Source organism: Alteromonas sp. RW2A1 (assembly GCF_001886475.1).
In the GTDB taxonomy this organism is placed as follows: Bacteria; Pseudomonadota; Gammaproteobacteria; order Enterobacterales; family Alteromonadaceae; genus Alteromonas; species Alteromonas hispanica.
The window spans coordinates 878,249-893,790 of the sequence record NZ_CP018031.1 but is presented as its reverse complement, the minus strand read 5'-3'; the positions used below and the strand labels follow the sequence as shown (position 1 = coordinate 893,790).

The window sequence follows — 15,542 nt, the reverse complement described above, 5'->3', positions numbered from 1 at the left end:
TTTACCCTTCTAAATAGCGTTTGCGCAAGCGCGTTCTTAATAACACGGCCAGAATATTAAGAACGAATACGACTACCAGCAATAATAAACATGCAGCAAACATCATAGAGGCACTTTTCGCGTCAGTCTGGCTATGGAATGCACTGTCATAAATTAACACGCCTAAATGCATAAACTGGCGATCTAGGTGTAAAAATGGAAACTCTCCGTCTATTGGCAGTGCGGGCGCAAACTTCACCGCACCAACCAACATTAAAGGAGCAACTTCACCAGCAGCTCGGGCAATAGCAAGTATTACACCGGTCATAATACCCGGCGACGCTATGGGCAAAATAGTGCGCACGATTGTTTCAATTTTGGTGGCGCCCAAAGCATAACTGCCCGCTTTAAGACCCTCAGGCACTCGCCGTAGGCCCTCTTCGGTAGCGACAATAACCACCGGCAGTGTGAGTATGGCCATGGTGAGTGCGGCCCAAAATATTCCCGGGCTTCCCATAGTAGGAGATGGAAGAGTATCGCTAAATAAGAGACTATCTATACTGCCACCTAGGGTATATACGAAAAAGCCGAGACCAAATACCCCATAAACAATGGATGGCACCCCCGCCATATTGCTTACGCTTACCCTGATGACTGTGGTCAATGCTGTGTTGGGGGCGTATTCACTTAAATAGATTGCCGCTAACACACCAAAGGGCGTTACTATTATGGTCATGATAAATACCATCAGCACTGTTCCAAATAACGCAGGAAACACGCCTCCCGAGGTATTTGCCTGCTTAGGTGATTCGGTTAAAAAAATGATGACTTCACTAATGGCAACCTGCCATTTTTCAAGCAGCGATAAACGGCCAACAAAGTCGACGCTTTGAATATTAGAAACCGGAATGATAAATGATTGCCCATCAGCAAATTTAACCGCCAGTTGATATTGCTCTCGTTGACGTTCAAGGTTTAGCACTTGCTGTTGATACTGATTGAATTCAGCAACCCGTTTTTCGCGTGCTGGTGCATCTGCAGCTACGTCTCGATTGTCAAAGCGAGAAAGTGCCTCATGAATAGGGGCAAGAAATTGTGTATTCAGCGTGGTAATTTTCTCAGAGAGAAGTGCTACTTTCTGCATAACTTGTGGCAGCTCTGACAGCTGATTGTTTGTCCCCTCTGGGGTGATAACATGATCGGGTATAGCAAGTACCTGCCTGCCGTCATTCAACTTTATTTGTGCGCTATCTTTGGCGAGTGCAATTCGCTCTACCCTTTCTCGCTCAACAAGTAATTGTGTACCGTAAGGGTTGTTCACATCTGCATATTTTAGCCGTATTTCTTTTTTCGCATCATCGTCGAATACATTGGCGAGCAGCGTTGTAGACTGCTGGCCGTTATCCGACTTTATCGATACGGCATAAATAGGCTCTGGCCAGAAATAGGCTCCGCCGCGAGCAGTTATCAGAACAAGTACGCTTATTAGCGCAATAACCAACAAACCGGTAAAAAAAGCGGTGAGACTGATAACGAGTGATTGACGCTGAACCGCGTTCAAGCCTAAGAAGGACGGTTTAACCATGCTTTTTCCTCGTCGCAAGCCTTTGACGCATTACCTCGGCAACCGTATTTACCACAAACGTGAATGCAAACAGTATGCAGGCAGTGAAAAAGAGAATTTGATAATGTGCGGAAGACACATCAGCCTCTGGTAGCTCTATGGCTAAATTGGCCGTGAGCGCGCGCAATCCCTCAATAAGGCCCCAACTGGAAATAGGGGTATTTCCCGTTACCATCAATACAATCATGGTTTCACCAAACGCTCGGCCAAAACCTAGCATAATGGCAGCGATAATACCGGGAAGTGCTACATGCAACACCACATGCATTAGAGTTTGTAGTCTCGTAGCACCTAAGGCAAACGACGCATTTTTTAAATCGTCTGGCACGCCGTTTATGGCGTCTTCAGCCAGAGAATAAATGGTTGGTGAAATAGCAATACCCAATGCAATCGCTACCACAATGGTAGTCTTGCCAATAGGGCTGTCAGACTCAGACGCTAGTACTGCAAACCCGTCAACACCCAACAAGGAGAAAATAAAATCAGGAGCCAATTCAACGCTGATAAACCCTAAAAATAAAGTGCCTACTAATGCGCATACCAACTCACTTCCGTGGCGCAGGCGCTTGGGAAGGTATTCAGCAACTCTTCGTTGAAATAAAGCCACAATAATAAGCGCAATAGGCACAAAAATAATGAAAAAAGCGACTGAGAATAAAAACTGCTCTGCCTTAGGCGATAACCAAATAGCGGCGATAAAGCCAATGAGCACGCTTGGGATCGCTTCCAACATCTCAATGGCAGGTTTAATCAAGTGTCGAAGTCTGGCTTTGGCAAAATAAGCAGTGTAAATGGCTGCGCCAATGGCAACGGGAATTGCAATAGCCAATGCCAATAATGACGCTTTCATACTGCCAATAATTAAGGGCGTTAAGCTAAATTTGGCCTCTTGATAGTCGGACGCGCTGGTAGTTTGCCATACGGTCGCCTGGGAGTCGTACCCCTCATACTGTTGCGGTTCAAACAACGACGACCATGTTGTAATTCCGCTTAAATACTTTCCTTGCCACGCGACAATACGATTGTCGCCTCGCCCTATTAGTGTATCGCCATGCCATGCAATATCCGACACCGTTTCATCACTTTTATAAGAGCGAATAACTTCTCCGGTTATGCGATTAAGCAGCAAAATCTTTTGCTTACTGGTCAGCACCGCCACAATGTTCATACTGGCATGTTCGGCCACATCATAAGTGTATTCATTGTTTTCTAGTGCAACACTGTAGGTATCCTGAAACACCAAGCCAGCTTGGGTTTTGCTAAGTACCCAGCGAGTGAGCGTGTTGGTTTCGCTGTTTTGTAAATAAAACGTGCGCTGTTTTGCTAGCGGGAATATGAAAGTTTGGTTGTTTTGATAGGGAATACCGGTAATCATTGCACTTGGCGCAGTTTCATTATCGGTCAGCCTATGCAGAAAGAACTTATCTCCCTTGTGTAAGATCATGCTTTCACTACCGGGCAGCAGCGTTACGTTATCTACATCAATAAACTGCTTATCAATTACTTTGGTGGGTGTTTTTCGATTTACCCAGCGCACAAAAACGCTTCCCTCATTTTCAATTTTCGCTGCAATCCATTGAGTAGACATGCTCATGCCCCATCCATCGTTTTTACGCCAGAGCTTTTTGGGTAGCGCAAATGTTAATGCACTTGATGGCCCGCTCTGCGTCACGCCTTTTCCAAGAAGTCTATTGGCAGAATAGGTTCGCACCGGAATAATTCGCACTTGCCCGGCAGCTGAAATATCTACAATGTAATCTTCGCCCATTACGGTCTGCGACGACAAGGTGTGCGAACATGGCTTTGTATAGTCTTGGGTATTGCGCAGCGCTTTATTAGAAAGCACTTTAAGGCCAATTCGGCAATTCTGTTTTTGAACTAGAAGGGGCTGGCCATTGAATATATCGCCTGTACTTATAATGACTTCGTCATTTGCCACTGACACCGTTGACACTTTTTCTAGCGTAGGGGTATAGGTAAGCGGCAAGGCTTGACTGAGAAGGTGAGAAACAAGAATAACCAGTGTCAGCAATACAAGACCACCAAAGCCGGTCACGAGAATGCGAGACCGTGTGTCGGTCCGCTGGCGTCTCTTATTTATGCTGTCGCTGTTAAAAGTCATTATTCTTTTTAGTGTTTTATGTATACAAACTCATCTATAACAACGAATTTGGAGTAAATTGCACTGGTGAGCAGTGTAAGTTTTGTTATGCTAATAGCAAGCGAAAATTTCGCGCGTAGCCTATGCTACCGAATCTATTACCAAATCTGCCTTTCGGTATGGTATTACCCTGTGAGAACACGTTCAAAGTATTTCTCAGCCAGTCATTAAGGAGCTTTACATGCAATCAATAGTCATCAATATCATGGGCAAAGACAAACCCGGATTAGTCGATGCATTAGCTAAGTGTATTTATACCCACAAGGGTAACTGGTTAGGCTCTAGCTTTGCACATATGGCGGGCATGTTCACTGGTTTTGTCGAAGTGCACGTAAACTCTGAAGAAAAACAGCCGCTGATCGACGCTATTGAGGCCCTTCCAGATATCACTGTTCAACATGTAGCGGCAGCAAGTTCTCAGGGAGACAATCACGTAAAATGTACGGTAGATGTTATGGGCAATGATAAACCCGGCATAGTTCAAGAACTGACGTCGGTATTGAATCAGTTCAACCTCAATATACTTACCTTTGCCTCACACTGCGAAAGTGCGCCTAACTGGGGCAGCTTAATGTTTAAAGCAAAAGCAGAAATAGCGGTGCCCGAAGGTTTCGACGATGGCGCTTTACAAGATGCGTTAGAAGCACTAGCAAATGACTTGGTTGTAGACATCACCACAACCCGCTAATGTCGCCAAAGGGCAAGTAGACTCCTTACATAAGGATAAGAGGCAGTTTGTCATCAAAATGTCACTCACTAATGACAGCCTTTGACCATTTTTGTACATGTGATTGAGAGATTATGGATAGCAACGTTTTATATTATCCCGCAGAGCTAAGTTGGTTAGCATTCAACGAGCGAGTGTTACAAGAAGCCGCCGATAAAAACACCCCCGCGGTAGAGCGTATACGCTTTTTAGGTATTTACTCAAACAACTTAGATGAGTTTTACCGCGTACGGGCAGCGGGCGTTAAGCGACAAATTACCATAGCGCAAAATGACGGTAATGAAGAAGAAGCAGAGCGTCAGATAAAGCTGATGGCCCAAATTCAACAGAAAGTGGTACAGCTTTCTGAGAAGTTCGATGAAATTCACAAAGACGTAGTGACAGAACTGGCTCGTTATAATATCTACATTTTGCGCAAAAACGACTTAAACGACTATCAGCAGCAGTGGGTACGCAACTTTTTTATCAACAAAGTTTTGCGACATATCGCGCCCATTATTATTGACAAGAAAACTGACTTGTTAAAGCGCCTCAACGGCACATCTGTATATCTTTACGTAGCGCTTAGACGTAAAGAGCGAAACACGCGATATGCGGTTATCCAAGTTCCCACTACCGAAATGTCGCGCTTCATGCTCATACCGCCTGAGAAGAGCAAGAAGAAAAAGCATATTATTATGCTAGACGACATGATTCAGCTTTGTCTTGAGGATATTTTCCGCGGCTTCATTAAGTACGATGAACTTGAGTCTTTCTCATTCAAAATGACGCGAGATGCAGAATATTCCATTAACGATGAGATAGACGAAAGCTACGTAGAAAAAATGTCAGAAAGCATGAAGCAGCGCCTCATTGCAGAACCGGTTCGCGTTATTTACGACACCGATATGCCTGATGACATGATGCAGGACTTGCGCAAGCGCTTAAAAATTACAAAGCTTGATACCATGCATGCTGCCGGGCACTATCGTAATTTTAAAGACTTTATCGGCTTCCCCAATGTAGGTCGCGAATACTTAGAACATACTCCGCTGCCGGCTATTGATAGCAAGGCGTTTTCTAAACACAACACTGTGTTTGATGCGATATCCGCAAACGATATTTTGCTGCACTACCCCTATCATCGGTTTTTGCATTTTACTGAGTTTTTACGTCAGGCAGCTTTCGACCCTAATGTTCGCACAATACGTATTAACATATACCGCGTGGCCAGTAACTCGCGCATCATCAACTCACTCATTGATGCTGTGGATAACGGTAAAAAAGTGACAGTAGTGGTAGAAATACGTGCCCGATTTGACGAAGAGGCGAATATAGAGTGGTCGAAACGAATGACCGAAGCGGGGATCCGGGTTGTACTGGGCGTACCAACACTAAAAATACACTCTAAGCTTTGCATTGTAAGCCGAGAGGAACGCGGTAGCTTAATTCACTATGCCCACTTTGGTACCGGTAACTTCAACGAGAAAACCGCAAAGATATATACCGACTATAGCTTGTTTACCCGCAACCAAGAACTTGCGGATGAAGGCGTGGCTGTATTCGATCTTATTCAATACCCATACCGCCGTTATAAATTTCAGCACCTGCAGATCTCGCCGCTTAACTCGAGGACTAAAATTCAGTCACTGATAAGACAAGAGATCCAGCATTTAAACCAAGGGCAGAACGCGCAAATAACCTTCAAAATTAATAACCTCGTTGATAAAGAGCTTATCGATGATTTATATCGCGCTAGCCAGTCGGGTGTAAAAATTCGCGGTATTGTTCGCGGTATGTGTTCGCTAAACCCCGGCATTAAAGGGGTTAGCGATAACATCGAAATTATCTCTATTGTCGACAGATTTTTAGAGCACCCCAGGGTTATGATTTTTGAAGGTGGCGGGGACAGAAAAGTATTTATTTCTTCTGCTGACTGGATGACACGAAATATGGATAACCGAATTGAAGTAGGTTGCCCGGTGTATGACCGCGAACTTCAGCAGCGCATTGTTGACATAATGGAGCTTCAGTTTAACGACACCTTGAAAGCACGGGTCATTGACACAGAGCAAACCAACCAGTACGTTCCAAGAGGGAATCGCAAAAAAGTGCGCTCTCAAGTGGAAATATATAACTACCTTAAACAACTTGAAGCTGACCTTTAGGATAACGTAAACATTAATGACCGAGCATGAATCCATCTTTAACGGTGTAACGTCCCGTGAAGTTAGCAAAGTAGCCGCTTTAGATATTGGCTCAAACAGTTTTCACCTGGTGGTGGCGAGAATTGTGGCCGATTCTGTTCAAATTCTTCATCGAGTGAAGCAAAAAGTACGGCTGGCCGACGGGCTCGACGATGATGATATTTTATCTGACGAGGCCATTGCCCGTGGCCTCTCCATACTTAAAGTGATTGCTGAAAGCTTAAAAGGCTTCGAACCTGACTCGGTGCGTATTGTTGCTACCCATACGCTGCGCAAAGCGCGTAACGCCAGGCACTTTATTAAAGCGGCAAAAGAAGTGCTTCCCTATCCTATCGAGGTTATCTCCGGCGTAGAAGAAGCTCGCTTAATTTACTCAGGTGTTGCGCACACTAATCATGCCGATGGACAGCAACTGGTTGTAGATATCGGTGGCGGCTCTACCGAGTTTGTTATTGGAAAAGGCTTCACCCCGTTGCTTTGCCGCAGTTTACAAATGGGATGCGTAAGCTACACACAAAGGTTCTTTTCAACAGGAGAACTTAAACGGAGCGCGTTTAACAAAGCGATCACCGCCGCCGCTCAAGAACTGGAGATGATTGACGCTAAATATCGTAAATTAGGGTGGGTGCAGTGTATTGGCACATCAGGCACTATCCGCTCGCTGTTTACGTTATGCCAGCGCGATAGAACCAATGAGCACGATGTGCCGGTTACGCTAAAGCGACTGCAAAACCTAATGGAACAATTCATTGAGGCAAAGCACGTTGAAAAGCTCGATTTCCCTAACTTGAGTGACGATCGTCGTATAGTCATCGCTGGCGGTATCGCTATCTTAATTGCGGTTTTCAAAGCATTAAAAATAGATACTTTAGTGTATTCCCCTGCGGCACTGCGCGAAGGTGTGCTTTATCAAATGGAAGATGAACTGCACCACGCCGATATTCGCGGTAGAACCGCGAGCAGTTTAGCTACCCGTTACGATGTAGATACCTCGCAGGCGACTATGGTGCTCAACACATCGTTAATGCTATTGAGCGAAGTGGAAAAAGCGTGGAAATTAAAAGGCCAAGACTTTAAAAATATGCTTGGTTGGGCAGCCCTACTTCACGAGGTAGGCATACAAATTAACTCTCGTGGCGTACAGCGTCACAGTGCTTATATTCTCGCTAACGTTGATATGCCCGGTTTTACTCAAGAGCAACAGCTTTTGTTGGCCACCCTGGTGCGCTTTCATCGCAAGAAAATACGCATTAGCGACCTGCCAAGTTTCAACCTTTTTGATAATAACGCGGTTAAACGCTTAATAGCGTTACTGAGATTAGGTGTACTTCTTAACCTTAAAAGACAAGAGCAATTTTTGCCGGAAATAGACTTTCAGGTCTCGCATTCTGAGCTTACGCTTAACTTCCCGAAAGGATGGTTAGAGGAAAAACCCATTTTATCTGCTGATTTAGCCAGTGAGAGCCAGCATTGGAAGGCGCTAGATTTAGAGCTATTAATTAATAGTTAGCGGGATTTTCTCTCTGCAGCGTTTGACACCTAGAGAGTAGCTAGCGAAAGTGCTAGCTACTTTCTGAACTTTAAGAAGTAAGTCAATTTGACGAGTAACAGACCAGTGTCGCTTGTGGCGCATATTGCCCTGAACACATTCCAGAAAAAATCATAGGCGCAAAACGAATAAACGTTTCGATACATTTTTCATTTCGATTTTACTTATCAGACTCGCTACACTGCTGTAACACCAAACTGCTATTATTCCAAACTAATGGCACTCCATTTTCTTTTACAAGGAATGTAAATGCGAATTCATTCGATAGACGCCATTCGAGGCCTAGCGATCCTCGGTATACTCTTTTTAAATATTACGTTTCACCAAAATTTTTACACTGGCTACGCGTTTTTCGAAGAACCGCTTTTATCTGATGATATCATTTCGCTAGTCAATGCCCTTTTCTTAGATGGAAGATTCCGTTCGTTATTTTGCTTACTCTTTGGTGCAGGCTTGGCTATTCAGTTTGAACACTGCCAATCGCGAAGATACGATTTTTTAACGTTTGCTAAGTCTCGATTAAAGTGGCTTTTTGTATTTGGACTGCTGCACGGCGTATTCATTTTTGGTGGCGATATTCTGCTGTATTACAGTATTTGTGCATTTTTAATTCTAAAGAATTTTTCCCTTAGCCAAGGCGAACTGAAGAAGAAAAGCCTCACTTACTTAGTAATTGGCAGTGTTATTATGCTTGTAGTTGGAGTGGTATCTGCCTATTTTTTCGACTTCGGCGGCGAACTTCCACTTAGGGCAAGTGAAGTGTACAGCGATGAAGTGGCGCAGTGGCAGAGCAGCTATTTATTTCAAATTGAAACACAAGTTACCTTTCAAGTAATAAGCATTATTGCCGCACCATTTACCATGTTTTGGCAATCTATGGGGCTTATGATGTTCGGCGCTTACCTTTATCGAAATGGCTTTTTCAACCAAGGCTTTTCTTCAGCGGCGTTTATAAAGATAGCCGCCATTGCAATAGTGACATCCATCGCTACTGCCCTTCCTTTGATGTTGATTGAGCAAATGACAGCAGACGTTACACCGATGCTGTCGAGTGCCTCCGCTATCTTCTGTGCGTTGGTTTACGCTCACTTGTTAGTTAAGGTAAAAAATACAGCAGCGTGGTGGTATCAGTCGCTAATTAACTGCGGAAAAGTCGCGTTTACGCTATACCTCACTCAATCAATTGCGATGGCGGTCCTCTTTCGAATAGTCATGCCCGCTTACTTCCCTGACTTTGCTTTTACAGTCACCTTGCTCGATTTGCTTATGATTACGTTAGCCTTTACTGCTATTCAGATAGTGCTGGCGAATGTAATAACGAAGCACTTCCGCCAAGGCCCTTTTGAAGCCATTTGGCGAAAGTTGTATTTGCACAGTTTTTACAAGAAACGTTCTAGAGAGAATCTGGCCTTGTAGCTTCGTCAGCACCGCTGTACTTTTTAAACCACGCTAAGATATTTTCTACCTTGCCAATCATTCGCGACGGTTTTGCGGCAATGCCATGAGACGATTCAGGTACCTTTACTAGTACCGTATCGACTTTCTGAATTTTAAGCGCTTGGTAAAACTGCTCAGTTTCAGACATAGGCGTACGTTTATCGTTCACCCCGGTAATAAGCATTGTAGGGGTTGTAACATTGCCAACTAGCGACAGTGGTGAGCGTTTCCAATAATGCTCTACATTGTCCCAAGGCTTGCCAGGAAACTGAAAAGGTATTTGATATAGCCCCGAGTCGGCAGTAAGTACTTTCGATAGCCAATTAATAACAGGCTTTGCTACTACTGCAGCTTTAAATCTGTCGGTGAGTCCAATTGCATAAGCCGATGCGATTCCACCTGCTGAACCACCTGTTATATACAGGCGCTCTGGGTCGGCAATTCCTTTTTCAATAAGCGCATCAACACCCGACATGTGATCGGCAAAGTCGTACTTCGAGCTGTATTTCCCTTGTAACAACAAGGCAAAACGTTCGCCATACCCCGTACTTCCGCGATGATTATCATAAAAAACAACATAGCCTTCTGCCGCCATTCTTTGTAGCTCTGCTGTAAATACCGGGCCATACGCTAAGTTTGGTCCACCGTGAATTTCTAGAATAAGCGGATAGGTTTTACTGCTGTCGTAATCTGGCGGAAGAATATACCAGCCCTGTATTTCCTCGCCGTCAATTGAGGAGCTGTAAACAATTTCTTTTACTTCACCTAACTGTTTATGTCCTAACACATCTTCATTAAGGTAAGTGAGCTGTCGCTCCTTTTTGTCAGATACATACAAGTCGGCGGGTCTGTCTGTAGCTCCTTTTGTGTATGCAACTATATCGTCGGAGGCGTGATAGGTAGCAAATACATAGGGACGCCCTAGGGTAGTTCCACCAAGTCCTTTTGCTTTCGTTTTTATTTTACCGCTTAAGGTTACACTGTTCACTTGCGCCAGCCCGCGAACAGACTGCTGAAAGTATAAGGTTTTGTTATCTTTCCATTGAATATTGCTGACCGAGTTATCTACATCTTCGGTAAGGTTTTTATGGTCGCTTCCGTCTGCGTTCATTACGTACAAATAGCTATTTTTGTACATCACTTTTTCATCGCTTCGACGTTCGTAAGCCACATACTTTCCGTTTGGTGACACAACGGGTGATGCTTCACGGCCTTTAAAATTGGTGACTTGCTCTATATTGCCACTCATATCTACCGTGTAGATATCTGCCTCAACTGGTTCGTATTCCCAGTTGTCACTTCTATTTGCCGAAAAGTAAATTTTCTCTGCATCGGGTGAAAAGCTTAGACTCCCCCTGTGATGATAATTACCAGAAGTTAATTGCCTTGCTGTGCCACCATCGGTGGGTACAACAAATATGTGCGTGTAAGCTGGCTCTAGTATGCCTTTTCCATCTGCCTGATATCGAGCTTTCGTAATATACTCAAAGCCTGGCGACCATTTAGCTCCCTTTGGCTTTTTAGGCATCTTAACGCTTAATGGCTTTTCATTTGCTTCAACACTCATAGTAAAAGCAATATATTTACCATCTGGTGACCACGTAATGGAACTAGGCGAAGAAGTAACATTAGTAACTAGTGCGGTCTGGCCGGTGTCCATCCAACGAATATAAAGCTGAGGCTTTCCATTTTCGTTCGATAAATATGCCAAACGTTTGCCGTCTGGTGACCAGCGGGGAGAATAAAAGTTATGACTCGCTGAAAGCAAAGGGCGATGACTACGCCCGTCGACAGTTGCTACCCATATATTTGAACGAGTGCTGTCTGACATAATATCGTTAGAACGTCGTACATAAGCCACCTCCTCACCATTGGGCGACACCTGCACTTCACTTACATACTCCAAGTTAAAAATATCTTCCGACGCAAAGTGATGGGCATTTTTTGCTGCAGATATATTTGTTGTAGCACTGGCATTATCACTGTGGCTTGTTGCTTTTACTGCAAAGCTACTACTTACGAATAGAGAACCGAGTAACGCCACTACAACACGGCTTTTTCTCGTTGGTTTTATGCTTTTTTTGCGATGTATCAGGAAGTCGTAATATGTCATCTTCGCCCTTTTCTTGTTGTTCGAATTTATAGGTCTGTAAACGTTTTATACTAGCGTAATCCAACTTGCTGACGAGAACGCATTTGCCAATATGCGGCGATTGACGCTATTTAATAGATAAAACGTACGTACCTCAAAGAGAAGATGCTATTTGTTATATATGATTGAGAGCTTTTAAATGTTGTCACAAATATGGAGCAACGTTTAACGCAGACACAAAAAAGGAGAGCACTGCTCTCCTTCTCTCATATACGTTTTTACATGCTAACGTAAGTGTAAAGCGCTCACGCTGCCTTAAACTAAGACTTTGACGCCTGATATATACCTTCAATAGCAGTATCTAGTGTTGCTTCAAACTCTTCTTCAGACTGCTTAGCAGACACGCCCTCAGTCAATGCACGAGAAAAGCTTGCTATCATGCCTTGGTTTTCAGCTAACTTGGCGTTTGCCTCGTCGCGGCTGTAGCCACCTGAAAGCGCAACCACTCTTAATACGCGAGGATGGTCGATTAGCTCTTTGTAAAAGTTTGCCTCGTTAGGTAACGTTAGCTTTAACATCACCTCTTGACCTTCACTTAACAGGTTAAGCTGCGTAAGAATTTCAAGTTTAAGCAGCGCCTCGGCTTCCGCCTTTTCTGGGCTATGAATGTCAACTTCCGGCTCTATGATAGGCACAAGCCCTGCAGCTAAGATTTGCTTACCTACTTCAAACTGCTGCTCTACAACTGCTTTAATACCTTGTTGATTAGCCAGCTTCACAACACTGCGCATTTTTGTACCAAATACGTCTTGTGCTACTGCCTTAGCAAGCAGAGCATCGAGTTCTGGCATAGGCTTCATTACCTGCACGCCATCACTTTCTTCCGCCAGTCCTTTGTCCACCTTCAAAAAAGGAATAACACGCTTTTTCTGCCATAAGTAGTGGGCCGTAGGCATGCCTTCAATTTCTCTATCAAGAGTGTTTTCAAACAGAATAGCGCCCAGAACACGCACGCCGTTAAACGGCTCGCTAGTAATAATGCGTGTGCGCATATCATGGACAAGGTTGAACATTTCTTCGTCTGAACTGTATTCAGACTCTTCAATGCCATAAAGGCGTAACGCTTTTGGTGTACTGCCGCCACTTTGATCTAGGGCTGCAATAAAGCCGACCTGTGTGTTGAGTTTATCCAGCATAGATTGCTGAGCTTGTGATGCCATTGCAACACTCCTTTTGTTTTATTCTGCCTTTACGACAGTTGTAGGGTTTATAGTTATTTCGCCAGCAAACGTCACTGTAAAGCTGGCTATATTATTTCCGGAAAAGTTGACTCCTTAAAAAGGCTATTTCCGAAAAGGAGCTTACACACACCATACTGTTTTTGCTGTTTTCAGTATATGTAAGCACCGGTAGCATACTATGTGCTATTTCTTTCGTTACTTCTTTAAGTAAGCTAATGAGGGCCTTTGGCTTAAACAGCTTACTTGAGGTAACGACAGCGCTTATTTATTTTTTTCTTCTAGTATAGCTACAGCAGGCAGTGTTTTTCCTTCAAGAAACTCAAGAAATGCACCACCGCCAGTTGATATGTAAGAGACCTTATCGGCAATCCCATACTTATCTACTGCTGCAAGTGTATCACCGCCCCCTGCAATAGAGAATGCGTCACTTGCTGCAATTGCTTCAGACAGGGCTTTCGTACCTGCGCTGAATTGTTCAAACTCAAATACACCCACTGGGCCATTCCACACAATTGTTCCTGCGTTTTTAATAATGCTTTCTAAGGCTTTTGATGAGTCTGGACCAATATCGAAAATCATATCTTCATCGCTTACTTCAGACACATGCTTTAATGTGGCCTCGGTATTTTCATCAAATGCTGCGCCTACTACTACATCTGTTGGTACGGGAATGTTTCCGCCGTTAGCCTGAGCGTCGTTCATCAACTGCGTGGCTTGTTCAGTTAGGTCCATCTCAACAAGAGACTTGCCTACATTGTGACCCTGTGCAGCAATAAAGGTATTTGCGATACCGCCACCTACAATTAACTGGTCTACTTTTTCAGCCAGAGTTTTTAGTACGGTTAGCTTGGTAGATACCTTTGAGCCACCCACAATCGCGACCATTGGGCGTTTAGGGTTATCTAACGCCTTGCCAAGCGCATCGAGTTCAGCGGCTAATAGTGGGCCTGCACATGCTTGCGTGGCGAATTTGGCTACGCCATGGGTAGACGCTTGTGCACGGTGAGCCGTACCAAACGCATCCATTACGAAAATATCGCATAGCGCTGCATATTGCTTAGCAAGGGTTTCATCATCTTTCTTTTCGCCTTTATTAAAGCGAACATTTTCCAAAATAACTAATTCACCTTCAGCAAGTTCTACGCCGTCTAGGTAGTCTTTAACTAACTTTACTGGAACGTCCAACGCTTCGTTAAGGTAATCAACCACAGGTTGCAATGAAAATTCTTCTGCAGGCTCGCCTTCTGTGGGACGGCCTAAATGCGACATCACCATAACGGCGGCACCAGCGTCTAACGCTGCTGTAATAGTGGGGATGGATGCTTTTATACGAGCATCTGAGGTTACTTTACCGTTCTTAACAGGTACGTTTAAATCTTGTCTAATGAGAACACGCTGACCGTTTAAGGCCATATCGTTCATACTTGGAATTGCCATCATATTTCCTATGTTAATTTAAAAATGTTGTCATTAATTAACGTGTGAAAGCTGCGCGGGTTGGTGCCACCAACCCTGGCAGCATTAAACGGTTTATTTTGCTTCAAACATCACTTTAGCTGTGTCGAGCATTCGGTTTGCAAAACCCCATTCGTTATCGCACCACACCAATGTTTTTACTAATTGCTTATGGCTTACGCGAGTTTGTGTTCCATCTACAATACACGAGTGTGGGTCGTGATTGAAATCTACTGATACAAGAGGCTCTTCCGTGTAATCTAAAATACCCTGCAAACGACCGTCTTTGGCATTGCGTAGAGCCTGGTTTACTTGCTCAATAGACACCTCGCTTTTCAAGCTAACGCTTAAGTCCATAGCAGTGACATTAATGGTTGGCACTCGTACCGCTATTGCCTCGAACTTGCCGGCAAACTTGGGCAAAATGCGCTCAATTCCCGCCGCTAAGCGCGTATCTACTGGAATAATAGATTGGCTAGCCGCCCGAGTTCTGCGCAAATCTTCATGGTAGGCATCGATAACCTGCTGGTCGTGCATAGACGCATGAATAGTGGTAATAGTGCCACTTTCCACCCCAAAAGCGGCATCGAGGGCCTGAATAACCGGAACGATACAATTTGTAGTGCACGAGCCATTAGAGACTAATTTATGGTCACTGGTTAAGGTATCTTCGTTGGTGCCAAAAATCACCGTGTTGTCTAAATCAGGAGAACCGGGAGATGAAAACAGCACTTTTTTCGCACCCGCATCGAGATGAGACTGCCCTGATGCTCGGTCGTCAAATTTGCCGGTACATTCAAGAACAATATCTACACCCAGCGCTTCCCAAGGCAGAGCACTAATGTCGGCTTCAGCAAGTAACTGAATGTCATCACCGGCTACCGTTAGCGTTTTATTTTCTAAGGCCACATCGAAACGAAACCGCCCGTGGGCGGTATCGTATTTGAGTAAATGTGCAATGCCCTCGGGCTTGGCAATGTCGTTAATGGCCACAACGTTAAACTCGTTATTACGCCCACTCTCGTAGAGTGCGCGTAATACGTTACGACCAATTCGACCAAACCCATTTATGGCAATATTTACCATTGGCT

Annotated in this window: 10 protein-coding genes; 4 read left to right on the top strand and 6 right to left on the bottom strand. The window is 44.3% G+C overall.

Going from position 1 to position 15,542, the window contains the following annotated elements; all coding sequences use genetic code 11:
• Nucleotide 1 precedes the first annotated feature (1 nt).
• Together pstA and BM528_RS03995 are read right to left on the bottom strand one after the other, a co-directional pair.
• Nucleotides 2-1,564: a phosphate ABC transporter permease PstA gene (pstA, locus tag BM528_RS04000; RefSeq protein ID WP_071978767.1), complete on the bottom strand. Its 1,563-nt coding sequence runs from the start codon at nucleotides 1,562-1,564 to the stop codon at nucleotides 2-4.
• Entirely contained in the window at nucleotides 1,557-3,725 is a 2,169-nt protein-coding gene (locus BM528_RS03995) for an ABC transporter permease subunit (protein ID WP_071978766.1), read from the bottom strand. The genes pstA and BM528_RS03995 overlap by 8 nt, the downstream gene beginning before the upstream one ends.
• A 220-nt stretch (nucleotides 3,726-3,945) precedes the next feature.
• On the opposite strand from BM528_RS03995, the gene BM528_RS03990 reads away from it, so the two are divergent.
• The 4 genes from BM528_RS03990 to BM528_RS03975 all read left to right on the top strand — a co-directional run bounded on the left by BM528_RS03990 (nucleotide 3,946) and on the right by BM528_RS03975 (nucleotide 9,642).
• Nucleotides 3,946-4,452, top strand: a complete 507-nt coding sequence (locus BM528_RS03990) for a glycine cleavage system protein R (RefSeq protein ID WP_071978765.1) — start codon at nucleotides 3,946-3,948, stop codon at nucleotides 4,450-4,452.
• 113 nt (nucleotides 4,453-4,565) lie between these two features.
• Nucleotides 4,566-6,638 (top strand): polyphosphate kinase 1, encoded by a 2,073-nt coding sequence (gene ppk1 / locus BM528_RS03985; RefSeq protein WP_071978764.1) that lies wholly within the window; start codon nucleotides 4,566-4,568, stop codon nucleotides 6,636-6,638.
• A 16-nt stretch (nucleotides 6,639-6,654) separates the two neighbouring features.
• Nucleotides 6,655-8,187: an exopolyphosphatase gene (gene ppx / locus BM528_RS03980; protein WP_071978763.1), complete on the top strand. Its 1,533-nt coding sequence runs from the start codon at nucleotides 6,655-6,657 to the stop codon at nucleotides 8,185-8,187.
• Nucleotides 8,188-8,475: 288 nt separating this feature from the next.
• Nucleotides 8,476-9,642 carry a DUF418 domain-containing protein gene (locus tag BM528_RS03975; RefSeq protein WP_071978762.1) on the top strand — a complete coding sequence of 389 codons (1,167 nt, stop codon included), beginning with the start codon at nucleotides 8,476-8,478 and terminating at the stop codon, nucleotides 9,640-9,642.
• Here the strand turns inward: BM528_RS03975 and BM528_RS03970 are convergent.
• The 4 genes from BM528_RS03970 to epd form a co-directional block, all read right to left on the bottom strand.
• A complete protein-coding gene (locus BM528_RS03970) occupies nucleotides 9,620-11,776 on the bottom strand; it encodes a S9 family peptidase (protein ID WP_071978761.1) in 2,157 nt (718 codons plus the stop codon). The genes BM528_RS03975 and BM528_RS03970 overlap by 23 nt on opposite strands.
• A 299-nt stretch (nucleotides 11,777-12,075) precedes the next feature.
• Nucleotides 12,076-12,975: a fructose bisphosphate aldolase gene (locus tag BM528_RS03965; protein ID WP_071978760.1), complete on the bottom strand. Its 900-nt coding sequence runs from the start codon at nucleotides 12,973-12,975 to the stop codon at nucleotides 12,076-12,078.
• Between the two features lie 282 nt (nucleotides 12,976-13,257).
• Nucleotides 13,258-14,433 (bottom strand): phosphoglycerate kinase, encoded by a 1,176-nt coding sequence (locus BM528_RS03960; RefSeq protein ID WP_071978759.1) that lies wholly within the window; start codon nucleotides 14,431-14,433, stop codon nucleotides 13,258-13,260.
• Nucleotides 14,434-14,526: 93 nt separating this feature from the next.
• Nucleotides 14,527-15,537 (bottom strand): erythrose-4-phosphate dehydrogenase, encoded by a 1,011-nt coding sequence (gene epd / locus BM528_RS03955; RefSeq protein WP_071978758.1) that lies wholly within the window; start codon nucleotides 15,535-15,537, stop codon nucleotides 14,527-14,529.
• Nucleotides 15,538-15,542 lie beyond the last annotated feature (5 nt).